Source organism: Occallatibacter savannae, from assembly GCF_003131205.1.
GTDB classification, from domain to species: domain Bacteria; phylum Acidobacteriota; class Terriglobia; order Terriglobales; family Acidobacteriaceae; genus Telmatobacter; species Telmatobacter savannae.
In genome coordinates, this window is the sequence record NZ_QFFY01000004.1 from 506,265 (window position 1) to 529,166 (window position 22,902).

Annotated in this window: 23 protein-coding genes; 9 read left to right on the forward strand and 14 right to left on the reverse strand. The window is 58.9% G+C overall.

Annotated features, from left to right (window positions below; all coding sequences use genetic code 11):
* Nucleotides 1-6: 6 nt before the first annotated feature.
* A complete protein-coding gene (gene lacZ / locus DHV10_RS17180) occupies nt 7-3,189 on the reverse strand; it encodes a beta-galactosidase, LacZ type (protein ID WP_109487600.1) in 3,183 nt (1,060 codons plus the stop codon).
* A gap of 167 nt (nt 3,190-3,356) precedes the next feature.
* Here lacZ and DHV10_RS17185 point away from each other — a divergent pair, with 167 nt between their 5' ends.
* The 3 genes from DHV10_RS17185 (at nt 3,357) to DHV10_RS17195 (ending at nt 4,657) form a co-directional block, all read left to right on the forward strand.
* Nucleotides 3,357-3,563, forward strand: a complete 207-nt coding sequence (locus DHV10_RS17185; RefSeq protein WP_109487601.1) for a hypothetical protein — start codon at nt 3,357-3,359, stop codon at nt 3,561-3,563.
* A gap of 37 nt (nt 3,564-3,600) precedes the next feature.
* Nucleotides 3,601-3,969 (forward strand): hypothetical protein, encoded by a 369-nt coding sequence (locus DHV10_RS17190; protein WP_109487602.1) that lies wholly within the window; start codon nt 3,601-3,603, stop codon nt 3,967-3,969.
* 100 nt (nt 3,970-4,069) lie between these two features.
* Nucleotides 4,070-4,657: a hypothetical protein gene (locus DHV10_RS17195; RefSeq protein WP_109487603.1), complete on the forward strand. Its 588-nt coding sequence runs from the start codon at nt 4,070-4,072 to the stop codon at nt 4,655-4,657.
* Nucleotides 4,658-4,661: 4 nt separating this feature from the next.
* Here DHV10_RS17195 and DHV10_RS17200 read toward each other — a convergent pair whose 3' ends face one another.
* A complete protein-coding gene (locus tag DHV10_RS17200) occupies nt 4,662-6,542 on the reverse strand; it encodes an APC family permease (RefSeq protein WP_109487604.1) in 1,881 nt (626 codons plus the stop codon).
* Nucleotides 6,543-6,991: 449 nt separating this feature from the next.
* On the opposite strand from DHV10_RS17200, the gene DHV10_RS17205 reads away from it, so the two are divergent.
* Nucleotides 6,992-8,386, forward strand: coding sequence for an acetyl ornithine aminotransferase family protein (locus tag DHV10_RS17205; protein WP_109487605.1), 1,395 nt, complete (start codon nt 6,992-6,994; stop codon nt 8,384-8,386).
* A 162-nt stretch (nt 8,387-8,548) separates the two neighbouring features.
* On the opposite strand, the gene DHV10_RS17210 is transcribed toward DHV10_RS17205, so the two are convergent.
* The gene (locus tag DHV10_RS17210; protein ID WP_162601625.1) at nt 8,549-9,073 is read right to left on the reverse strand and encodes a hypothetical protein; all 525 of its coding nucleotides are present in this window, start codon (nt 9,071-9,073) and stop codon (nt 8,549-8,551) included.
* Between the two features lie 176 nt (nt 9,074-9,249).
* Between DHV10_RS17210 and DHV10_RS17215 the strand changes: the two genes are divergently transcribed.
* Together DHV10_RS17215 and DHV10_RS17220 are read left to right on the forward strand one after the other, a co-directional pair.
* Nucleotides 9,250-9,672 carry a YidB family protein gene (locus tag DHV10_RS17215; protein WP_109487606.1) on the forward strand — a complete coding sequence of 141 codons (423 nt, stop codon included), beginning with the start codon at nt 9,250-9,252 and terminating at the stop codon, nt 9,670-9,672.
* Between the two features lie 73 nt (nt 9,673-9,745).
* The gene (locus tag DHV10_RS17220; RefSeq protein ID WP_239461832.1) at nt 9,746-10,225 is read left to right on the forward strand and encodes a YraN family protein; all 480 of its coding nucleotides are present in this window, start codon (nt 9,746-9,748) and stop codon (nt 10,223-10,225) included.
* An 8-nt stretch (nt 10,226-10,233) separates the two neighbouring features.
* On the opposite strand, the gene iscX is transcribed toward DHV10_RS17220, so the two are convergent.
* The 8 genes from iscX to DHV10_RS17260 all read right to left on the reverse strand — a co-directional run bounded on the left by iscX (nt 10,234) and on the right by DHV10_RS17260 (nt 16,668).
* Nucleotides 10,234-10,452, reverse strand: a complete 219-nt coding sequence (gene iscX / locus DHV10_RS17225; RefSeq protein WP_204101448.1) for a Fe-S cluster assembly protein IscX — start codon at nt 10,450-10,452, stop codon at nt 10,234-10,236.
* Nucleotides 10,453-10,561: 109 nt separating this feature from the next.
* Entirely contained in the window at nt 10,562-10,978 is a 417-nt protein-coding gene (locus tag DHV10_RS17230; RefSeq protein ID WP_109487607.1) for a 2Fe-2S iron-sulfur cluster-binding protein, read from the reverse strand.
* A 70-nt stretch (nt 10,979-11,048) separates the two neighbouring features.
* Nucleotides 11,049-12,995: a Fe-S protein assembly chaperone HscA gene (hscA, locus tag DHV10_RS17235; protein ID WP_109487608.1), complete on the reverse strand. Its 1,947-nt coding sequence runs from the start codon at nt 12,993-12,995 to the stop codon at nt 11,049-11,051.
* Between the two features lie 131 nt (nt 12,996-13,126).
* Nucleotides 13,127-13,819 carry a Fe-S protein assembly co-chaperone HscB gene (gene hscB / locus DHV10_RS17240; RefSeq protein ID WP_109487609.1) on the reverse strand — a complete coding sequence of 231 codons (693 nt, stop codon included), beginning with the start codon at nt 13,817-13,819 and terminating at the stop codon, nt 13,127-13,129.
* 26 nt (nt 13,820-13,845) lie between these two features.
* Complete coding sequence (locus tag DHV10_RS17245; protein ID WP_109487610.1) at nt 13,846-14,274, reverse strand: HesB/IscA family protein; 429 nt, start codon at nt 14,272-14,274, stop codon at nt 13,846-13,848.
* A gap of 71 nt (nt 14,275-14,345) precedes the next feature.
* Nucleotides 14,346-14,765, reverse strand: coding sequence for a Fe-S cluster assembly scaffold IscU (gene iscU, locus DHV10_RS17250; RefSeq protein WP_109487611.1), 420 nt, complete (start codon nt 14,763-14,765; stop codon nt 14,346-14,348).
* Between the two features lie 127 nt (nt 14,766-14,892).
* The gene (locus tag DHV10_RS17255) at nt 14,893-16,146 is read right to left on the reverse strand and encodes an IscS subfamily cysteine desulfurase (protein WP_109487612.1); all 1,254 of its coding nucleotides are present in this window, start codon (nt 16,144-16,146) and stop codon (nt 14,893-14,895) included.
* Between the two features lie 66 nt (nt 16,147-16,212).
* Nucleotides 16,213-16,668, reverse strand: a complete 456-nt coding sequence (locus DHV10_RS17260) for an RrF2 family transcriptional regulator (protein WP_109487613.1) — start codon at nt 16,666-16,668, stop codon at nt 16,213-16,215.
* Between the two features lie 199 nt (nt 16,669-16,867).
* Between DHV10_RS17260 and DHV10_RS27560 the strand changes: the two genes are divergently transcribed.
* A complete protein-coding gene (locus tag DHV10_RS27560) occupies nt 16,868-17,041 on the forward strand; it encodes a hypothetical protein (protein WP_204101449.1) in 174 nt (57 codons plus the stop codon).
* 48 nt (nt 17,042-17,089) lie between these two features.
* On the opposite strand, the gene DHV10_RS17265 is transcribed toward DHV10_RS27560, so the two are convergent.
* The 3 genes from DHV10_RS17265 to DHV10_RS17275 all read right to left on the reverse strand — a co-directional run bounded on the left by DHV10_RS17265 (nt 17,090) and on the right by DHV10_RS17275 (nt 20,543).
* A complete protein-coding gene (locus tag DHV10_RS17265; protein ID WP_109487614.1) occupies nt 17,090-17,683 on the reverse strand; it encodes a CDP-alcohol phosphatidyltransferase family protein in 594 nt (197 codons plus the stop codon).
* Between the two features lie 167 nt (nt 17,684-17,850).
* Nucleotides 17,851-19,290 carry a UdgX family uracil-DNA binding protein gene (locus DHV10_RS17270; protein ID WP_109487615.1) on the reverse strand — a complete coding sequence of 480 codons (1,440 nt, stop codon included), beginning with the start codon at nt 19,288-19,290 and terminating at the stop codon, nt 17,851-17,853.
* Nucleotides 19,287-20,543 (reverse strand): putative DNA modification/repair radical SAM protein, encoded by a 1,257-nt coding sequence (locus DHV10_RS17275; protein WP_204101450.1) that lies wholly within the window; start codon nt 20,541-20,543, stop codon nt 19,287-19,289. Before DHV10_RS17275 ends, DHV10_RS17270 begins: the two co-directional genes overlap by 4 nt.
* Nucleotides 20,544-21,085: 542 nt before the next feature.
* Between DHV10_RS17275 and DHV10_RS17280 the strand changes: the two genes are divergently transcribed.
* Both DHV10_RS17280 and DHV10_RS17285 read left to right on the forward strand, forming a co-directional pair.
* Nucleotides 21,086-21,436, forward strand: coding sequence for a hypothetical protein (locus tag DHV10_RS17280; protein WP_162601626.1), 351 nt, complete (start codon nt 21,086-21,088; stop codon nt 21,434-21,436).
* Nucleotides 21,437-21,570: 134 nt separating this feature from the next.
* Nucleotides 21,571-22,854 carry a glycosyltransferase gene (locus tag DHV10_RS17285; RefSeq protein ID WP_109487617.1) on the forward strand — a complete coding sequence of 428 codons (1,284 nt, stop codon included), beginning with the start codon at nt 21,571-21,573 and terminating at the stop codon, nt 22,852-22,854.
* Nucleotides 22,855-22,902: the final 48 nt, after the last annotated feature.

The window sequence follows — 22,902 nt, forward strand, 5'->3', positions numbered from 1 at the left end:
TTGCTGTTATTGACCCGCAGCGACGGATGAGCCCTTGATCGGTTCCAGGCGGAACTTGTATTCGTAGGCTACGGCGGGAAGTGAGAACTCCTTGTGAATGGGAGCGCCCCAGCTGTCGTCGCCGCCCACGCCCATCTGCTTGTAATCGAGATTGACGGTGATGTCGTCGGAAAAGACGATCTCAGAGGGATGTTTGTGGCCGATGTTGACCGGCGCCTTCTCGTGCTCGATCTCTGACATGCGGAATGGCCAAGCGCTGAAACTTAACAGAGGCATGCCGGTTGCTTTGAGGCCGAAGCCGTTATCGTCGGTAAGCGTGACCCAGCGGGTGTCGGTGCGGTTGCCGGTTTCCTGTGGCTCAATGTAGGGGAACCACATGTCGTCGACTTTGCTCTTGTAGATCCCGACTGCAGCGCCGAGATTGCGATCCCAGTAGTTCTCCTGCGGACCGCGTCCGTACCACTGGACGTTGCGCAGGGATCCGGAAATGCGCATCTGCATACCAACGCGGGGCAGGTCGGGCGCAGCGCCCTCGCCGGGTTTGAATGAGCTTTCGACTTCGACAGATCCGTCGCCGTAGATGGTGTAGACGTAGCTCTGGGTCGAGTTCGCTGCCGGAAGCGTTGAGGTGGAGGTCACCTTGATTGTGCTCGGCGAGACCTGCTCAGCCTTGACTTCAGCGCGTCCGCGGTTCACGGCTGCAAGCTGCCAGATTCCCTGGCGGGCCGGCATGCCATTGCCGCGATCGTTGTCGGTTGGAGCGCGCCAGTAGTTCGGCTCAAGAGGAGCGGTGAGCAGTTCCTTGCCACCGACGTTATAGGAGGAGATTGATCCGGAGTTGCGATCGATCGCGATCGAGAACTGGTCGTTGGAGATAACGAAGTGGTCGGGGATCTCGGCGAGCTTCATCGCAGGCGCGCTGTCGACCGTGCGTTCAGGAGCGGCGCTGGCGGAAGGCAACTCGAACTGATCCCAGGCGAGGACGTGGCCTGCCGGGGCCCAGAGCGTCTCCTGGGCGAGTTTGAAGGTGACGGTGAGGAAGTATTCGCCTCCAGCCGTTGGAGCGGGCTGCTTGAGGTCGAGGGTGACGTCCTTTGCCTCTCCCGGCGCCACATCTTCGACGGGCAGGTCACCGCTTTGGACGATTTTGCCATCTTCGTCGAGGGTCCAGGAACCGCGAACGAAACCTAACGTGGTGAAGAGGTACTTGTTGCGGATGCGGATTTTGCCGGTGGCCAGATCGACAGGTTCGACCTTGATGCCGGCGTAGGATTTTTTGACTTCGGTCAGACCCGGATGGGTGGTTCGGTCGGGCAGGACGAGGCCGTTGGTGCAGAAGTTGTCGTCGTTGGGCTTGTCGCCGAAGTCGCCGCCGTACGCCCAGAAATCCTTTCCGTTAGCGCCCTTTTTGCGTATGCCCTGATCGACCCAGTCCCAGATAAAGCCGCCGTGAGCCCAGGGTTCTTTCTCGAAGAGGTCCCAGTACTGCTGGAAATTTCCGGTACTGTTGCCCATGGCGTGCGCGTATTCGATTTCGAAGAAGGGGCGGCCGTTGCCGAACCTTTTGTAGTACTCGATGATGTTCTGTGGCTTGGCGTACATGGGCGAGAGCGCGTCGCCATGAACGCTGTCGTGGGGCTCGTAGGTAATGAAGAATTCAGGATGGTGCGTGTTGCCCCATTCCTTGGCAGCGACGAAGTTTGCACCCCACCCCGCCTCGTTGCCGAGCGAGAAACCGATGATGGAGGGATGATTCTTGTCGCGCTCCATGGTGCGGCGGAAGCGATCGACGATGGCATCGCGGAAGTCAGCGCCGTCGGAGATGGGCTGCTTCTCGCCTGAGCCGTACCCGTGGGATTCCACGTTGGCTTCGTCGAGGATGTAGAGACCGTATTCGTCGGCGAGCTCATACCACTCGGGCACGTTGGGGTAGTGGCAGGTACGCACGGCGTTGATGTTGTTCTGCTTCATCAGCTTGATGTCTTCGATCATCATTTCGCGAGTGACGACCTGGCCGCGGTCGGGATCGAACTCGTGGCGGTTGACGCCTTTGATCATGAGCTTCATGCCATTGAAGAGAATCTGATCGCCTTTGATTTCGGACTGGCGGAAGCCGACTTTCCAGGGAACGATTTCGAGGACGGTGCCTTTCGCGTCCTTGAGGGTGAGGACAAGTTGGTAGAGGTAGGGAATCTCGGCGGACCACTTGTTGGGCTTCGCAACGGCCTGTTGCAGGTCAATGTCGGCGTCTTTTCCCGCGGCTATGTTGAGCTTCTTGGCCAGGGTCACTACGGGCTTGCCGCTTGCGTCGATGAGCTTAGCTTCGAGAGATGCGGCAGCGCTTTTGGAAGCGGCGGAGTTCTGAACACTTGCATGAAACTTGAACGTCGCGTTCTGGTAGGCGCTGTCGAACGGCGTGAGGACCTGGAAGTCGCGGATGTGCAGCGGAGCGCGAGAGACGAGCGTGACGTCACGGAAGATGCCGCTCATGCGCCAGAAGTCCTGGTCTTCCATATAGCTGCCGTCGGACCAGCGGTAGACCTCGACGGCGATGGTGTTTTTGCCGGGCTGGAGGTATTTAGTGATGTTGTACTCCGAGACCATGCGCGCGTCCTGGGAGTAGCCGACCTTCTGGCCGTTGATCCAGACGTAGTAGGCGGAGTTGACGCCATTGAAGAGCAGGTAGGTCTGGCGGCCGCTCCAGGAGGCGGGAAGCTCGAAGTCGCGGCGGTAGGAGCCGACGGGATCGCGCTGATCGTATGCGGTCCAGGAGTGGTCGTCAGGAGTGCTGGTGACTCGAGGCTCGTCGCGTTTGAAGGGATAGGTGATGTTGGTGTAGATGGGCGTGCCGTAGCCCTGCATCTCCCAGTTGGAAGGAACGGGGATTTCCTTCCAGGAACTCACGTCGAAGTCGGGCTTGTAGAAGTCGACGGGACGGAGGTCAGGCTGCTTGACCCAGTGGAATTTCCACGCGCCATTGAGCGACTGCACCCATGGTGAGTTGTGGGCGTCTTTGAGGGCGGTGGACTCGTCCGGGAACGGCGTGAAGGTCGCGCGCGGAGCCTCTTTGTTGATGCCGAAGACGTGCGGGTTCTCCCAGTCGGGCGCCGCGGCGGCCTGAGATTGCGCATGGAGGCATGTTGAGGCGAGAAGCGCGAGCGGCAGCAGAGAAGATGTAAAGGCTTTCATTCTTGGGCTCTTCAGCTTTCTTTCCGGATGTTCCAGGACAAGGAAATGGGTCGCGTGGGAATTCTACTATCCGGCAAGCTGGACGCGCCTATGAGGTTGCAGCGGGGCGAATCAACCCGCCGCCGCGGAGCGGCATCGGACGGGTGAAAGAGCGACGAGGAGCAGCAATGTCTTCAGTAGACGGCAGCAAAAGTGGCAGTCCGGCGACGAGCACGGCGACAGGCGGCAAGGAGAACGTGTCAACGTCTGTGCCTCCGGCGATGATGCCGGAGAACAGCCCCGAACATCGTTCAGATACGCAGGCGATGCAGAAGGAAACGCAGAGGCATTCAGAGGAAATCCGTAAGGGAGAAGACGAGCGCGGGCAACCGTGAGATTGTTCTTAGATCGAGTTTGATGGGAGAAATGGGAATGGCAAAACAGAAGTCGCCGCACACGCAGACGCAGCAGGACACGCATTTCGCGCAGACGGACGTGAACTCTGATGAGTTGGAGCAGAGCACGGGGAACGCATCGGAATACGAGAACATGGAGGGCGCGGAGACGGGCGGCAAGCGCTCGCCGAAGACGATGCCGGAGTCGGCGCATCCGCACAATACGGAGGATCAGCAGGTCGCGTACGAGGGCACGCTTGCGAGCCGTACGTTCGATGATGACACCAAACAAGGCGTGACGACGGCGCCGAGCAGCAAAGAGGCCGAGGGACAACGGAAGGTTGTGGGTGAGCGGGAAGACGCGCAGGCGGGAGTGAATCACAGCAGCAAGATTCCGGAGAGGTGAGCCGGATCCAGTTGCTTAGGTAGATCCACAGACGGGCAAATCCAACCGGGAACAATCCTCCCGCATCCAGTTCCACTGGACCGGGAGGAATTAGTCCTTCATGATCAAGATCGGGGTCACTGTATCTGTATTTCTCATTTGTGCATGCGCTGTCGTGGGGCGCGCGCAGAGGCGCGTTGAGGCGGGAGCATTTCTGGATTATCTGAGCGTGTCTCAGACTAATACGCGCAATGTTGGACTAGGTGGGCGAATTGGCATTCGCGTACACCGCCATGTGGTGGCGGAAGGTGAACTCGCTTACGACTACGGCGTGAACTTCCATGAAGTCTATACCGGTATCGCAAACGGCAGCGTCACGGCCATTGAGAACACTTCGATCGGAGTAACGGAAGGGCTGTTCGGACCGAAGATAGAGCCGGGGCGCGGGTTTCTGCGGCCATTTGTCACACTGAAGGGCGGGTTCGTCGATTTTCGGCTGAGCCCAAGCCTTATCCCGTATAGCGGTGTCGTGAGCACGGTATTTGGGATTCGCGATTCGAATCTGAATGGTGCAATCTATCCGGCTGGAGGGATATCGCCGAGCCTTGGTCCGGTGGGACTACGCCTCGAGTTTGGCGACGTGATCTATTTCAACGAAGGTGCGCACAACAATCTGCGAATTACATTCGGGCCGATTCTGCGGTTCTGATGAGCTAGCTGACGTGGACAACGGGGCGGCGCTCAATGTCTGGGACGGCCTTGCGCAAGACCTCGTGTGTGAGGGGCGCGACGTCTCCTTCGCCGAGGAAGAGGAAACGGAAGATGTTGGCGACTGGATTTCCTTCTGTCCACTTGAAGTAGATGTGCGGCACGCGGCCGGTGACTTTCTCGATGTGAATGAGCAGCGCGGCGATGGAGTTGGCCACGATGGGACTGCGCAGGTGGAGGATGCAGTGGCGGCCCAGCGTCGCTCCGTCAACCTTCAATTGTTCTTCGAACTCTGAAGCGTCGGTGCGTTCGACCTCGAGGAACAGTATGTGCGCGTGCTCTGGGAGGCCCTGGAATTTTCGAACGAGCCCCTCGATGCGATCAAGATTCTCGACGCTTGTGATGGCCTTGGGCCGGCGCGCGATGAGACGAACAGGCTCCTCGCCACTGTCGTGAATGAGACATTGAGCCACGTGAGTTAGATCGACACCAGTGATGCGGAGTTCAGTGGAACGCGTGGCTCGGGAGATGAATGACGTGAACATGATGCTGGCGATGAAGAAGCAGGATATCTTCAGACCTTCGGGGCGCTCCCAGATGTTCATGGCCGTGGTGTAGACAAAAATCAGTGCGACCAGCAGGAAGGGCCAGCGGGCTCGCGTCTTCCATGCCGAGATTGTGACGGCGCATGCTGCGGATGTGATCAGGACCAGCACACCGGTGGCGTAAGCACCGCCCTGCGCGTCTACATCGGCGTGGAACCTTGCAGTGACGAAAAATGCGACTACGACAAAAACAAGAACGAGAGGCCGAGATGCGCGCGCCCACTCAGGCGCCATTCCAAAACGCGGCAGGTAACGCGGGATCAGGTTGAGCAGTCCGGCCATGGCGGACGCTCCGGCAAAGCCGAGGATGAGAATGGTGCTAATGTCGTAGACGGATCCAAACGCGTTTCCGAAATACTGGTGGGCAAGGTAGGCCATGGCGCGGCCGTTGGCTTCGCCGCCCTCGGCGAATGCGGCGGCCGGAATCAGCACCGTGGTGATGAAGCTGGTGGCGATGAGGAAGACGCTCATGATGCAGGCTGCAGTCACCAGCAACTTGCGCGTGTTACGCACCCGCTCCTCGATGTTTTCGCCGCGAATGAGGGGCATGACGGCGACTCCGGTTTCGAATCCTGAGAGGCCAAGAGCGAGGCGCGGAAAAAGAAGCAAGCAGATGGCGACGATGCCGATCCAGTTTGGATGCTGCGCGAAGACCTCGTTCTTCCAGATCTCGATGCGGATGGGATGCCGGAGCACCTCGATCAAAGCGCGTACCGTGACGACAGCATTAAGCAGAAGATAGGCGCCCACAAGGACCACAGCAATGTTGATGGCCTCGCGGAAGCCTTTGAGGAAGATGATTCCAAGCAGGGAAAGGATAAGCAGGGTGACAAACATCTGGCTGCTGAGCCAGTGCGGCGCAAAAGGATTGTGGATGAAGTGCGCGGCAGCGTCGGCCGCAGATAGCGTCATCGTGATGATGAAGTCGGTGGTAGCGAAGCCGAGCAGGACGAGAACAAATATCTTGCCGCCCCACTCGGGGAAGAGCCTCTCGAGCATAGCGATGCTGCCCTGGCCGTTCGGGCTCGCCTTTGCCACTCGTGCATAGAGAGGCAGAGCGGCGAAAAGGGTAACCAAGACGAGCACAAGGGTCGCAAAAGGCGAAAGGAAGCCGGCGGCGAGGAAGGCAATGCCCGGCTGGTAGCCGAGGGTGGAGAAGTAGTCGACGCCGGTGAGGCACATGACGGCCCACCAGGGATGTACCGGTTCCGCAACGCTGTGAACGCCCTTGGGCAGCTTGAGGTCTGCGAGGAGCCAGTCGCTTAAGCCTAGCTTTGTCATTCAGATCGAGTGCCTCTTGCGGGGTCAGTCAAGTTCAGTTGGATGCGTGTTCAAGTCCAGGTGAGAGATACCGCAACGAAGTTGATGGACCAGAAGAGATGACAGTCGCGTACGCTGCGCACCGGGAAACCATTGGAAAGCAATTGTAACTGCGTGCTATGCTTCGGCCAGAGAGGCTCATGAGAGGACCAATTTCAGTTGCGGTGCAGCCGGTGCCGGTAGTGAAACGCTGGTCACGGGCGCGGGTGCGCTCGATCTGTCCTCGACGTCACATGCGAGTGCTGCCCTCCAGCACTCGACCTAGTCTCTTCGGCGGCGATTAGTTTCTGACTGCCGAAGGTCCTCGCCTGCTTTTCAAAGAAAATGATCGCCCCTTCCGCAGGGTCGCGGCCGCGTCTTTCTTTGCAGCCGGCAACCGAATCGCAAACGGATCGAGGAGGAGACTAGAGATGAACAAGCAAGAGATGCATACAAAATTCGGGCCCAAGCTGGTCGGTCCCGTGCCCGGCCCGAAGGCAAAAACGGCTGTCGAGGCCGATGGACGGCTGATCTCGCCGAGCTACACACGGTCCTATCCGCTGGTGGCCAAGCGCGGACGCGGGTGCCGCATCGAAGATGTGGACGGGAATGAGTTCCTTGATTTCGCGGCTGGTATTGCGGTTACATCGACAGGACATTGTCATCCCGAAGTCGTCGGGGCGATTCAGAAGCAAGCGGCAGAGCTGATTCACATATCGGGGACGGACTTTTACAACGAGCCTCTGACGGAACTGGCGGAGAAGCTGTCGGCGATCGCGCCGATGCGCGGACCACACCGCGTGTTCTATGGGAATTCTGGCGCGGAAGCGGTGGAGTGCGCGATCAAGCTGGCTCGATACCACACTGGACGGCAGCACATCATCGCGTTTCTTGGTGCGTTTCATGGGCGCACGATGGGAGCGCTCTCGCTGACTGCGTCGAAGCCGCAGCAGAAGCGGAGATTCGGACCGCTGATGCCGGGCGTGACGCATGTGCGGTATCCGTATGCCTATCGCGGATGTACAGGCGGGCCACAGGAGGAAGAGGCGTTTGCGCTGGGATGCGCGCGGTATATCGAGGAGAAGCTCTTCAAGACGATTCTGCCGCCGGAGGAAGTAGCGGCAATCGTAGTTGAGCCGATCCAGGGTGAGGGCGGATACGTCGTCGCACCGAATAACTTCTTGCGCGAACTCAGAGCGATCTGCGACAAGCACGGAATCATGCTGGTAGCGGATGAAGTGCAGTCGGGTGCAGGACGCACGGGCAAGTGGTGGGCAATTCAGCACTCTGGCGTGGAGCCGGACATTGTGTGCTCGGCGAAGGGTATCGCAAGCGGGATGCCGCTGGGCGTATGCATGAGCAAGGCCGAGGTGATGGACTGGGTGCCGGGGTCGCATGCTTCGACCTTTGGCGGGAATCCGGTTTCGCTCGCGGCGGCCCTCGCGACGATAGACATTCTCGAGCGCGAAGGCATCGCAAATGCGGCGATGGTTGGCGGGAAAATGCTGGAGCGGCTCCATGAATGGAAGAAGACGCATCCTCTGGTTGGCGATGTGCGCGGCCGTGGGTTAATGATTGGCATTGAACTGGTGAAAGACAAGACGACGCGCGAGCCAGTGACGGAATTGCGCAATCGCGTGGAGGCGATCGCTTTCGAGAAAGGGCTCGTGATTCTCGGATGCGGAGAAACTTCGATCCGGCTTTGTCCGCCGCTTGTTGTCAGCGAGGAGGAGGCGATGGTCGGACTCGATATTCTGGAAGACGTGCTGACGCAAGTGGAGAATGAGTTCGCGGGAGCGCGGGAACTAGCGGGCACGAGTGCGTAGGTCGATCGATCGCTGAAATGAGAAGGCCGGAGCGAGAGTGCTCCGGCCTCGTTGGTTCACGCGCAGTTTCGGTGCTAGTTGGTCGTCATCCAAGTCTCAGAATCCAGACCCTTCGGCTTTGCTCAGGGCAGGCTTTGGGGCACCCACGCGTTTGTGCGTTTGCTACTTAGCTGAGCAGGGCTTGTTGCGTTCGGGGCGGGCACCGGCTGCCTTGGCGTCAGCTTCAGACATGTATTTGCCGGCCTTGGTGGTTCCGTAAAACTCAGTGCCGTAGCAGTGGTAAACGTTGGTTCCGGAGTTTACCCAAACGAGTCCGGGTCCGCCTCCGGGAGCAGGGGTCTTATTGGCTCTGGAGCCGGAGGACTTCGGTGTGGAAGCAGGTGCTGCTGATGCTGCGGGAGCTGCAGTTTGCTTCGGAGCTGGGGCAGGTGCAGCGGCCGGAGCGGGAGTTGCGGCGGGAGCGGCGCTCTTCGCAGAGCTCTTGGCTGAGCCCGTATCGGCGGCGTACCAGGTGTCGACGCCCTTGTGGCCGCGGCAGGCGCCCTGCTTGGTGGCCTGCGAGGTAAAGGAGCCGTCCTTGCATTTCCCGGTTGTGCCGGCGGGCGCGCCAGCAGGGGCCTGAGCGATCAGAAAACAGGGAGCGAGGATCAGACCGGCAAACAATGCACTCACAAATCTAGTCTTCATATTCACCATCCTTTGGAGTGGGCCAGAAGGGGAGCGGCCCCAGCGCCCAAATAGTACAGCACGACAGAGTAGATGCGCACTGAGAAACCGGCGTAGACGCATTTAACGAGAATTTGGATTGCCTGAGGCGAGGTTGAGCCTTTAGTGTTTTGCAGTCTCCAGAAAGGACGCCAACTATGAGCATTTTTGATTCAGTAAGCAATATGGTGAACCAGGCCGCGGGCAGCGGCGATCATGCGGCGGTTGCGGGCGGGCTGCTGGAACACCTCGGAGGAGCAGGTGGGGTCGCCAGCCTGATCCAGTCGATGCATCAGAATGGGGCAGGTGGGCTGGTGCAGCAATGGGCCAACGGGCAGACGCAGCCCGCGGATCCAAATGCCATTCAGCAAGCTGTAGGCGGGTCAGGACTGATTGACAGCATCGCGCAGAGGACCGGGATGTCTCCTGATGCAGTTAAGATCGGCTTGGCCACGGTGCTGCCGCTCGTCGTCAGCCATCTGACCTCGAACGGGCACGTGACGACCGATGGGCAGCTGACTGGCAATCCAGCGCCGGCGACGGGAAGCTTGTTGCAATCGGTGCTCGGAAAGCTGCTTTAGGTAGCTCGTCGGGGGCGCGCCGGTGTGAGCGGGGATACGGCGGTGCACCGCTCCACAAAGCAGAATAGACTGCATGGAGTCGTTGCGCCTATTGCGCGCGCGGTGGATGGAGCGGGCGCTTGCGGGTCTAAATAGGGTTGCGCGCTCGCGTGGCAGGGAATCAGGGCCTGCTCATCTCACGATTGGCATTGAGGGTGAAGACGCGGTCTTTTTCTACCTGTTGCGGAAGGGGTACACCGTCGTGGCACGAAGATGGTCCTCAGGCGAGGCGCCGGGCGATGTGGACCTGATTGCGTGGGACGGGCCGATGCTGTGCTTCGTCGAGGTGAAGACGAGGACGGCACGCGACATGACTCCTGCCGAGACTGCCGTGGATGAGCATAAGAGGCATGTGCTGCGAAGGCTGGCACGACGTTACGTGCGCCTGCTGCCAGGGAGTGAGATGCCTCCGGTGCGATTCGATGTGGTGAGCGTGTACGCTGTACCGGGACGGGAGCGGGAGTTCGTGCACTTCGAGGGTGCGTTCGGTCTGGATGGTGGATCGCGCGCCTGAGGCGTCCGTCAGCCTTTTGCGTCTTCGAACTCTTCGTGCCAGGCCATCTGGATGGCCTCAAGACGAGACTCATTCGACTTGGCAGGATCGTCCGCGAAGCCGTCGAGTTCTGTCACGTACTTGTGCAGATCGGTAAATCTCACGGTGAGGGGATCGAGATCGGGGTACTTCTCCTGAAGTTGAATGCCGATCTCTTCGGAGTCGGTCCACATGATTTCCCGGGGCATTTTCTCTCCTGTGCTAGTGAATCTGCGTCCTGGTATCCCGTATCTCCAAAGGATGGAGACTTGGGGCACCCAGATTCCTTGCTGATCAATCGCTTCAGAATTGGCTTGGCTACTTTTTCTCAGCGAGGGCTAGGGGTTTGCCTTCAGAGGTGTAGTTGCGGTTCCACTTGGGGATTTCGACAACGTAGTTGCCCGGCTTGGTGATGACGGCCTGGCAGCCTAGGCGTGAGTTGAGTTGCTGGTCGGCAGCCATGTCGAGGCGGTCGAGCTCGTCGTCGTCGGCTTCGCTGATTCCTTCTTTTCCGTCCTTCACCCAGATGTGACACGTGGTGCAGGCGCAGGAACCGCCACAGGCGTGGTCGAGAAAGATGTTGAAGTTCTCTGCAACATCGAGGAATGACATCGGCTTGCCGTGGTGGTCGTAGGGCAGAGTGCCAAATTCGAATTCGACGGTCTTACCTTCGGGCATGAAGGTGACGCGGACAAGTTTGTCCGCGGGGATATTGGTGGTTTTCGCTTCGCTCATGATCGTGATCCTTAGTTCGTTCTTGTCTCAGGTCTGAAGAGAAGGACCTGGGGCACCCAGCTAGTTCGCTCTACTTAAATTCTGCGGGCGCCATAGGGTGAGGCGCAGTTAGTTCTTCATTGAGTTGTTCGCCGGCTTCGCCCATGGTCTTGCCGCGAATGGCGGAGGTCACGGCAGCGTCCATCATCAGCTCGGCCAGGCGGTGCGTTGACTTGTCGACAGCCAAAGTCGCTTCGCGGATGGCGTTGAGGTCCTCGCCGGATTTCACGGAGGCGAGGTGACCACGGGCGGCGTCGATGGCGGAGATCTCTTCGCCGCGCAACTGTCCCCATGCAGGGTTGGTGCGCGCCTGCTCGACCTTGGAGAGGATAGTGTCGGCTTCGTTGCGGGCCTCAATCAGGAGCCGCTTGGCAAAGTCGGCTTCAGCGTTATCGAAGGAGTCGAGGATCATGCTCTCGACCTGCTCGTCGGTGAGGCCGTATGTCGGCTTGACTTCGATCTGGGCTTGCTGGCCGCTGCGCTGTTCGCGCGCGGAGACCTGAAGAATGCCGTCGGCGTCGATGAGGAATTTGACTTCGATACGCGGCAGGCCGGCGGTCATGGGCGGAATGCCTTTGAGATCGAAACGCGCCAGAGAACGGCAGTCGGCCGCGAGTTCGCGCTCGCCCTGCACGACGTGGATGGCTACGTTGGTCTGACCGTCGACGCCGGTGGTGAAGTGCTCGGTAGCGGATGCGGGGATGGTGGAGTTGCGCTGGATGATCTTCGCGACAGTGCCGCCGAGTGCCTCGATGCCGAGCGAGAGAGGAGTGACGTCGAGGAGGAGCATCTCTTCGGTGGTCTTGGAGGCTCCGGCGAGGATATCAGCCTGCACGGCTGCGCCGAGTGCGACGACCTCATCGGGGTTGAGTTCGATGTGCGGCTTCTTGCCACGTGCGGTCAGGTGAAAGAGGTCTTCGACGAGGCGGCGGACTGCGGGAATGCGGGTTGATCCACCGACGAGGACGACTTCATCAACTTGCTCAGGCGTGACGCCTGCATCAGCGAGGGCCTGTTTGCAGGGACCAGCGGTGCGGTTGAGAACGGGCTCGATCAACTGCTCGAAAACTTCGCGGGGAATCTCGCGCTGATAGCGGTCGCCGTTGGGGAGTTCGAAATCGAACTGGGCGAATGGCTCGGACGAGAGGCGAATCTTGGCATCGATCGCTGACTTTCGCAGGGCCTGAACGGCGCCGGGATGCTGGCGGAGATCGATGCCGTGTTCGGAGTGGATCTCGTCGAGGGCAATGGCGAGAAGGAGATTATCGATGTCGTCGCCGCCGAGGTGCGTGTCGCCGTTAGTGGACTGCACTTCGAAGATGCCGTCGCGGAGCTTGAGGATCGAAATGTCGAAGGTGCCGCCGCCGAGATCGTAGACGGCGATGAGGCCTTCTTTGTTGCGGTCGAGGCCGTACGCAAGCGCGGCTGCTGTGGGCTCGTTGACCAAACGTAGCACTTCGAGGCCGGCCATGCGGCCTGCATCTTTTGTAGCCTGGCGCTGCGCGTCATTGAAGTATGCAGGGACCGTGATGACAGCCTGCGTGACCGGCGAGCCGAAGAAACGTTCGGCATTGCGCTTGAGCTGGCGCAAGATGTACGCGGAGATTTCAGGAGGAGTAAAGCGCATTTCGCCGAGCTGAATGCGCGGGACTTCTCCGGCTTCGACGTCATCGGCGAGGCGGAAGGGAAAGAACTTTAGTTCGCTCTGGACTTCTTCGAGACCGCGGCCCATCAGTCGCTTGACGGAATAGATTACGCGCTCAGGAGTTTCAACCAGCGTACGCCGGGCGCTGTTGCCCACGGTTACGGTTGGCCGGCTGCTGCCATCGTTCGGCATGGGATCGAGCGCGACGACGGATGGGACGAGATTCGATCCGTCTACGCCGGGAATGACGACGGGCTTATCGCCTTCCATATATGCGACCAGGGAGTTGGTCGTTCCCAGGTCGATTCCAACTACGCGTCCTTCTGCTGCCATGAGAGATCTAAATACCTCAAAGTTCCTTTTGGGAGTACTCACGGGGGCTAAAGCCCCAGCCCGTTTGAATCTTCGCTCGGCACGACTGAAGTCGCGCCCTGACGCTTCTTCTAACTTCGCGGATGCCTTCTTTAGCTACCAAGTGTTTCAGTTACGTCGCGGACCAGGTTATTGATGTAGCGCCGGCGATCGAGAAGCGACACCATCTTCTTTTCAGCTTCCTTGCGAGCAGGCTCGTCTCCGTTGTCCCAGACCTGCCATTGCGCGCGCAGATCGCTGTCGACCTGGTCGAGCATGTCGTTGTATTTCTTTCTCGCCTGTTCGAGGCCGGACTGAAGATCGGGATCCGTGTCGCCCATCTTCTTCGACATGCGCATTTCTTCAAGTTGCATGTTGAGATCGAAGGCCTCTTCGAGCAGGTCAGCGGGAACGCGCGATGGGTCCTTACGGTCTTTGCCGGCGTGCTCTTCGCCGATTTCTGCGCCTCGCAGCTTCAGCAGGTATTCGGTTCGGCGGATCGGGTCGCGCAGCGTGCGATAGGCGTCGTTGAGCAGAGCTGTGTCTGCCAGGCTCCAGTCCTTCTCGTGCACCGAGGCGCGCGCGAATCGGTCGGGGTGCAATTTGCGGCTGAGCTTGTGGAACTGGTGCTCGAGCATGCCCAGATCGAGATCGAGCTTCGGCACAAGAGAGAAGACGGAAAAATAATCGCCTCCCGGAGGAGGCTGAATCTTGCTGCAATGCGGACAGAAGAGAGTGGACTCGTTGTGTGCGACGGCACACGACCAGCATTCAACCGGTATTGCAGAATCGATAACTTTCAACATGAGAAAACTCCGGCAAGATGAGAGACCTACGACGAGAAAGATGATCCGCAGCCGCAGGAGCGCGAGGAGTTCGGATTGATGAAGTTGAACCCCTGCCGCATCAGTGTCTCTTCGTAGTCGAGCGTCATGCCGTGCAGGTAGATGAACGACTTGGGATCGACAAAGATGCGGACCCCGTCGAATTCGTAGATGCGATCGCGCTCGCGGGGACGTGTGTCGAACTTGATCGAATAAGAAAGCCCGGAGCATCCGCCGCCAAGCACGCCGAGACGCAGTCCGCCTTCTTCGGGCGAGATGCCCTCCTTGGCGATGGCGATCTTGATGCGCTTGACCGCGCGATCGGTCACTTGAATTCCGGTTGAATTCCCATGCGAAGCCGGTGCAGCAGCGGGCTGCACAGGTGTAGCGCTTGCTCCTTCGGCCGGCTTCGATTCGATGCTTACAAAGTTCGACATTGTGCCCTTCTTACTCGACCTCCGGTGCCCCACATCTCGAAAACGAGATGTGGGGCACCCATCAGAGTGATTTACTTCGCCTGCGCGGCGACGGCCGCTTCTTCCGCGACACCGTTCTTCTTCTTCCAGTCTCCGATGGCTGCGCGGATCGCGTCTTCAGCGAGCACGGAGCAGTGGATCTTGACGGGAGGAAGCGAGAGTTCCTTCACGATGTCAGTGTTCTTGATTGCGAGCGCGTCTTCAACGGTGCGTCCCTTGATCCACTCGGTCGCGAGCGAAGAGCTGGCGATTGCCGAACCGCAACCGAAGGTCTTGAACTTGGCTTCTTCAATGACCTGGGTCTCGGGATTGACGCGGATCTGCAGGCGCATGACGTCGCCGCACTCGGGGGCGCCGACCAGCCCCGTGCCTACTTCAGTGGAGCTCTTGTCGAGCGTGCCTACGTTGCGGGGATTGTTATAGTGGTCGACTACCTTGTCACTGTATGCCATTGTTCCGATCTCCTTCTGCGGGAAGCCGCAAAACCAGTTCTCAGTCTTCAGTTCCCAGTCGTCGGTAGTTTGATGACCGGGGCCGGTCCTGGGACGCTTTAAGCCCTCGGACCGGCTGCCAAATACCTTAGTGCGCCTGCCACTCGATCTTGGTCAGGTCAATTCCTTCTTTCACCATCTCGTACAGCGGTGAGAGTTCACGAAGCTTCTTCACAATGTCGATCACCTTCGCGGCTACATAGTCCACCTCAGCCTGAGTGTTGAAGCGCCCAAGGCCGAAGCGAATGGAGCTATGCGCCACGTCATCGCCGAGACCGAGAGCTTTCAAGACGTAAGAAGGTTCCAGAGTTGCCGATGTGCAGGCAGAGCCGCTGGATACAGCTACGTCGTTGATGCCCATCAGCAGCGATTCGCCTTCAACATAGACGAAGCTGACGTTGAGGTTGCCGGGCAATCTGTGTTCCATCGATCCGTTGATGTGGATGTAGTCCAACTCGGACTCGAGCTTCTGCTGCAGGCGATCGCGGAGGCCGCGAAGGTAGGCAGCTTCGGTGTCCATCTCATTGCGGGCGATCTCGCATGCTGCGCCGAGGCCGACGATTCCGGGGACGTTCAGAGTGCCGGAACGCATGCCGCGCTCGTGGCCACCGCCGTCGATCTGAGCGGCAATCTGCACACGCGGATTGCGGCGACGAACATAGAGTGCGCCGACTCCCTTGGGTCCGTAGACCTTGTGGCCGGAGAGCGAGAGCACATCGATGTTGTCTGCGATTACGTTGACCGGAACCTTGCCAACGGCCTGCACAGCATCGGTGTGGAAGAGCACGCCCTTCTCGTGGCAGAGCTTGCCAATCTCGCGGATCGGCTGGATCACGCCGATTTCGTTGTTGGCGTACATGATGGAGACAAGGATGGTCTTGTCGTCCATTGCGCGCTTCAGATCTTCGATGTCGATCAGGCCATCTGCCTTCACGGGCAGATAGGTAACGCGATAGCCGTACTTCTCGAGGCGCTTGCAGGTGTCGAGCACGGCCTTGTGCTCAGTCACCTGCGTGATGATGTGGTTGCCGCGCTCGCGGTACATCTCGGCGATGCCCTTGATGGCGAGATTGTTGGACTCGGTGGCGCCGGAGGTGAAGATGATTTCCTTCGCGGTGGCGCCGATGAGCTTGGCGATCTGCTCGCGCGCGGTTTCAACGGCCTGCTCGGCTTCCCACCCGAAGGAGTGGTTGCGGCTGGCAGCGTTGCCGAACTTGTTGGTCAAGTAGGGCATCATCGCTTCCAGCACGCGGGAATCGAGCGGGCTGGTGGCGTGATTATCCATGTAAATCGGCAGTGTTACGCCTGCCGGAACTTCGATCTGACTGGTAACTGTACTCATCCCGACCTCTCCATCCTTCTGGCTCCGCTCGGCACGGAGGCTCTTCGCAATGCGAAGGTTTGACAGCTAAATCGTGAGCGTGACGAGCTTCGGCTCCGGCGCATGTCCGGGCTGATGCTCGTGCTCCGCAAGATCCTGAATGCTGATGCTTTTGAGCACGCCGGCGATGGTTTCATTCACACGGGCCAGCGGCTCCTTAATCGTGCAACTTGGTGTCAACTCACAGCCGTTTGCGCCCTTGGTGCACGAGGTGATGAAGAACGGGCCGTCGATGGCCAGAATCACCTCGTAAGCCGAGATCGACCCCGCGGACTTCGCCAGCGCGTAGCCGCCATTCATCCCGGCGTGCGACTTGAGCAGGCCTTTCCGGGTCAGTTGTTGGAGGATCTTGGCCAGCAATTGGGCCGGAATCCCGTAGGCATCGGCGATGTCTTTGGCGCTCAGGGCAGCAGTCTCCGGGCGTTCGGCCAGATACTTCAGAGCCATCAACCCGTAATCCGCTTTTTTGGTGAGCTTGAGCATAATATGCGACTTCTTAGGTCCGTATTCAGTATACGACCAATTATGTCCGTGTTCAATTCCGGTTCGGAACTTAGCGGTTATAAAGCCGCGCGGGCCCAAAAGACCCGAAAAGATTCACCAAAATGCCGTTTGAAATTACGGGAAAGCTCGCTACAATCTGCGGCAAGCGTTTCCAAAATCCGAGCCTCTCCAACTAAAGATGGTCATCGCCTGCAAACACCCCAGGGTTCGAATAGTCTCCCGCCACGAAGACACGGAGTACGTTGAGTGCCTCGAATGTGGCGATGTGTTTGATTCTGAAGAGTTTCACGACATGGCTATCGAGGAGTCAGTCGAGAAGGAAGAGCCGGATACGAATACGAACGACGAGTAGGGCTTCTTAGCCCGAAATCGATTCAATTCTCCAGAGCGGACGTGAGGCCTATTGCGGGGCCGACCCGCCGGCTTGTGCGCTGCTGCGATGTGCTGCGATCCAGGCATAGTGCAGGCCTGACAGGATCGTGAGCCCGATGGTCGCGTCGAGGGCGATCAGCCTCAGAACGGCGACCCATTTCGCGGTTACAAGCTGGTGCAAAAGCACCACTGCCACCGCCATAATCTCAGCGAGAGTATTGGCCTTGCCGAAAATACTCGGTCCAAAGTCCCGTCGGCCAACGACTGCATACATTACGGCTGCCACGATGAGGATCGCAAAATCTCGTCCAAATACGAGCACTGTGACCGTCGTCGGTATCAGGCTCTTGTACGTGAGAACAACGAAGAGCGTGCTCAGGAGCAGTTTGTCCGCGATCGGGTCGAGGTATTGTCCGAGAGTGGTGCCCTGCTTGAGAACGCGGGCGAGGAACCCATCCAGCCCGTCCGTTATACCGGCGATGACGAACAGGATGAAGGCGACTTCAAAGCGATTCTCGAGGATGCAGGCGACGAGGAATGGAGCGAGACAAAGACGAATGATTGTGAGGAGATTTGGCGCGGTGCTGAGCGGGTTGCGGCGCGGAGTGGAAGAATCCGTCATCGTTCCAGTGGATGCTGATCGAGGGCCCGCGGTTCCCAAGCTGCACTAAGCTTTGTCGCAGCTTGCAGTTGCGGCGCTGACATCCGACAACGATGGTACAGCATGCGTCGCCTCGGAATGTAGAACTTCTTCAACCCTCAGCTACGCCCTGGAGAATCCGCTGGAAGCTATGCCTTCGCGCCGAGGGTAGCGGAAGCCAACCTGAGGTCAGCAACCAGCATGGATCGCATTTGCGCAGCGCGTTCCGGATCCGTCGCGCGCAGAATCGCGGAGGGGTGCAGGGTTGCAATCACTCGTTCAGCGTAGGGACTGGAGAGGATCTTCCCTCGATCGCGCATTAGGCCGAAGTTAGGCCCGAACAGAGATTTTGATGCTGTCGCTCCAAGGCAGACGACCAGCTCAGGGTGAACTGCTTCAAGTTCGGCGAGCAGCCACGGGCGACACGCAAAGATCTCCGACGCGCGTGGATTCTCGTGAAGGCGCCGCTTGCCACGCTCCGTGAACTTGAAGTGTTTCACCGCATTCGTGACGTACACCGATGATCTGTCGATTTCAGCTTCTGCAAGAAGCGTATCCAGCAATCGTCCCGCGGGCCCGATGAACGGCTTGCCTGCACGGTCCTCTTCATCGCCTGGCTGCTCGCCGACGAACATCATTCGAGCCGTTGAAGGTCCGGCTCCGAACACGGGCTGTGTCGCGCACCGGTAGAGTTCGCATCCCTGGCAGGTGTGGATCGATTGCTGAAGAATTGGGAGGGATCGCTCAGAGGGGAGGAAAGACGCAGCCGTAACCTTCGGCTGGCGCGCGAGCATCGCCTCTACGCGGCCCTCCGCTTCGGTCAAAAGCCTTGGCAGGCTGTCGATTTCGGGTAGGTTCTTCCAGTAGCGGACCGGCATCTCCGAACGCATGGCATGCAGGTTGGTCCGGGCGGGATTGAAAATGGAAGAATAGTAAGTCCGCCAGAGCGCCTCGAAATCATCCGTCACAGGGGCGCGTTCGCGGGGAACTCCAGTGCCAAAAGTGAGGCGCTTTTCATCCGGATCCCAGTTGACCGACGCGTCCGGCGTGAGAATTGCCCATTGCATGATGGCGAAACGCTCAGCAAAGAAGGGCGCAGCCAAGGCGAGAACGTGATGGGCCGGCTCATACCATGCGATGTAGTGAACGCCGGTCTCGTCCTCAACTTTGCGGAAGCGCACGAATGCATGCATCTTATGCAGATCCCGCTTGACCTGGTGCTCGAGCCGTCGGAATTCTGCGATGTCGTCGTCAACATCAAGCTTCATCAGGTTGCGGTCGGACTGCAGGCGAAAGAGGATTCGGTAGAGCAGGTTCCAGCGATCGGCGCTGCGATGACAGGCGACGATCTTTGCGCGCTCGATAAACGAGCGTGGAACGTGAACGGGGGTACTTTCAGAGACCGAGTTGCGCGCGGAGAACGCAAACAGCGAGTCGGAGACGCCGGAAGCGGTATCGGCCAGGTCGATGGTCGCCGGGTGCGCAGCGGCAGATAGCAGGGGACGCACGGCCTCGCGCCATGCATCAAAGGTCGGGGCAAACGAAATCGACTGGCGCAGTATCGCCTGAGGCGATGTACCCTGCTTCATAGTTGGCCCGAGAAAGCGGAGATGCCGGCGAAGAGATCAAGCTGCACGGCCTGCACCGGCTTCGGTGAATCGACGGCAATAAGATGCGCCAGGTTTGGAACGGTCGGAAGATGATCAGCAGCGATAAGGTACTTCTCGGCGACTTTGACGCGCACGTTCAGTTTGCGAAGGTCGTCGAGCGAAAGACGATGATAACGGCGGATGCGCAGAATGCGGCTTACATTGCGATAGCCTATACCGGGAACGCGCAACAGAGCTTCCCGTGAGCCAGCGTTGACATCGACTGGGAAGAACTCTGGATGAGCCTCCGCCCAGGTGAGCTTCGGATCCTTCTGCAGACTGAGATTCGGCTGCTGATCTGTGGTCAATTCCGCCGCCGTGAACCCGTAATACCGCATCAGCCAGTCGGCCTGGTAGAGACGATGCTCCCGGACCAACGGTGGCGCTGCCTGAGGCAGGCGCGCATCTCCCAGCGGAAAAGGACTGAAGCTCGAGAAGTAAATGCGACGCAGCTTGTAGCTGTCGTAGAGGTGAGACGCGGTGGAAAGGATCTGGCGATCGCTGGTTGCAGTTGCACCGACCACCATCTGAGTGCTCTGACCTGCTGGGGCGAAGCGCGGAGCCGAGCGATGGCGGTGTCGGTCTTCATCGATCTCTGCTTTTCGCTCGGTAATCTGGTTCATCGTGCCCTCGATTACCTTCACTTTTTTCTCCGGGGCGAGCTGAACGAGATCCTGCTGAGTGGGCAGCTCGATGTTGGCGCTGAGCCGATCCGCGAAACTGCCGGCGCGCTCGATGAGAGCAGGTGAAGCTCCGGCAATTGCCTTCAGATGGATGTATCCGCCGAACGCGTGGTCTTCGCGCAGAGACCGGGCAATCTCAATGACCTGCTCCATCGTGTAGTCGGGAGACTGGATGATGCCGGAAGAGAGGAAGAGGCCCTCGATGTAATTGCGGCGGTAGAAGTCTAGCGTGAGATTTACGACCTCGACTGGAGTGAACCGGGCGCGTGGTATGTCGGAGGAGACGCGGTTTACGCAAAAGACGCAATCGTAAGTGCAGTAGTTTGTCAGCAGAATCTTAAGAAGGGAGACGCAGCGGCCGTCAGGAGTGTAGCTGTGGCAGATCCCGGTGCCATCGGAGTGGCCGATTCCTTTGCCATTGCCGGCCCGTTTGGAACCGCTGGACGCGCAGGATGCATCGTATTTGGCTGCATCGGCAAGGATTGCGAGTTTCTGCTGGACCGTCATCATGGGGAAAATCCGACGTCTGCAGGCTTGCCGGTCGAGCCGACGTTAATATCCATTCTAGCGAAGAAAAAGAGAAAGTACTCTGGATCGCAAGGCAGCCTTGAATCTCCTAAACAGGAACGATGACTCCAGTTGACCCCGCGAAACCAAAAACCTTCGGACTTCCAGAGGGGAGCTGCGGTACATCCGATCCGTACGGACCGGAGTCTGGCCGCAGGTGAGAGTTTCGAGACGGGGCTCAGATGAGTTGCTGCTGGAAACGGCAAAACGCGCGAGCCTCGAAGCCTCACCTCTGGTGGGAACGGAATCGCCCCGGGAGTGTGTTCGCCGTGTTCGAGACCTGACGCGCGAATTCGCAAAACAACTCGGATCGCGAAGCGAGATCAACGGTGGTTCTGTCTAAATGCACGCTCACAGTGATTACCAAATGGGGATGTGCAGTCCAGAGGAGTGTTCGTACACTGCACATGTTGCTGGACCAGGGCACAATTCGGACTGCTGGAAACTTGGATATCTCAGATGTCAGGCTCTTGCTGAGCAAGTGGATGGACGAGCAGACATCGCTGCTCTGCCTTGGCTCCTTCAACGAGTGCCGCCTGGTACTGAAGGCGCGCGTCTTCTCTGTTTCCGAGGAGTCCTTCACTCTCCATTCCATCAGCTCCGATTCAACGTTGTCGTTCAGCTTCGGAGCGGTCGGCACGCTGTTTGATTATGCCGAGCAGCGCGAATTTGGAATGCCCGAACTGCCGCCAAAGCTCGCGCAACTGGCTTCCATTGCCATCATGTTTCCAGCGCGTGTGCCGGTCAATCCGATGACCGAGTCAACCGAACGGGAGACCCTGATCATGATCGAGATGTGGGATGGCGATCGCGAGAACTGGGGCGAAGACAAGTAGCCCGGCAACAGGTTCCAGCGGACAGCTTGTCTTTCGTTGTTCTTCCTTGAATTCTGGTTGCAGATTCAGCGCGGCGCGCTGAGTGATGCTTTACCCTTATCGGAGCGTCCCACTCCCGATCGACGGACCACTCCTTGCGAATCGTCCTCTCGAACATTGGTACTTACGGCGACATCAATCCGCTGATCGCGCTCGCGCTCGAGTTGAAGCGGCGAGGCCACGCGCCGGTAATGGCGCTCCCTGCGGTTTATCGATCGAGGATCGAGCCAGTAGGCTTGGAGTTTCACGCGATTCGACCCGACATTGATCCCACCAACAATGCGCTCGTAGAGATGATCTACGACATCAAGCATGGAACAGAGCATGGATTGCGCAACTTCCTGTTTCCGGCTCTGCGGCATACCTATGACGATCTGCTGGATGCTGCGACTAAGCCAGCGCGCGCGGATCTGCTGCTTCTGGGAGAACTGAACTATGCAGGGCCAATTGTCGCAGAGGTGACGGGTATACCGTGGGCGAGTTACGTGCTGGCACCCCTGTCGTTCTTCTCCGCGTTCGACCCGCCCGTACTTCCTCCCTATCCAAAGCTCGCCAAAGCGGACAAGCGCGTACCCGGCTTCGGACGCGTGATCAAAAGAGTGGCGCGTTTTGTAAGCCGCAAGTGGCCCGAGCCCATCTACGAGCTCCGCAAAGAACTGGGACTGCCACGCGGCGAGAATCCATTGTTCGATGCGAAGCACTCGCCCTATCTGGTCCTTGCGCTGTTCTCCCGGGTGTTGGGAGTGGAGCAGAAAGACTGGCCGGCGAACACCGTGATTACTGGCTTCGCCTTCTACGATGCAGACTCCGGGAATGCGAAGCTGCCGCCTCATCTTGAGGAATTCGTCACCAGCGGAGAGGCTCCGCTGGTTTTCACGCTTGGGTCGGCTGCTGTGCTGGCGGCGGGAGATTTCTATGAGGTCTCTGCAAGTGCGGCGGCAGAGCTGGGAAAACGTGCCGTGCTGTTGATTGGGAGCGACCGGCGCAACAAACCGAAGCAGGAGCTCCCCGATTCCATCTGCGTTGCGGAGTATGCGCCGTACTCAAAGCTGTTTTCAAGCTCGTCCATTGTGATTCATCAAGGTGGCGTCGGGACCACCGCGCAGTGCCTCGCAGCAGGGAAGCCGATGCTCATCATGCCCTACTCGCACGACCAGCCGGACAATGCGCGGCGCATGAAGAGGCTCGGCGTGGCCAAGGTCATCCAGAAACACAACTACACTCCGCGAAAGGTTACGCGCAAAGTGCGCAAGATTCTCGATGCCCCCCAGATCGCGCTGCAAGCCAGAAGCGTCGCCGAGGAGTTACGGAAAGAAGATGGCGTAAAGACGGCATGCGACGCGCTTGAAAAGCTGTACCTGAGTTCCCGTCGATCGTAAGTTCCTGCGTCTTCATCAATAAAACGCCCCCTCCCCGACTGTTCCACC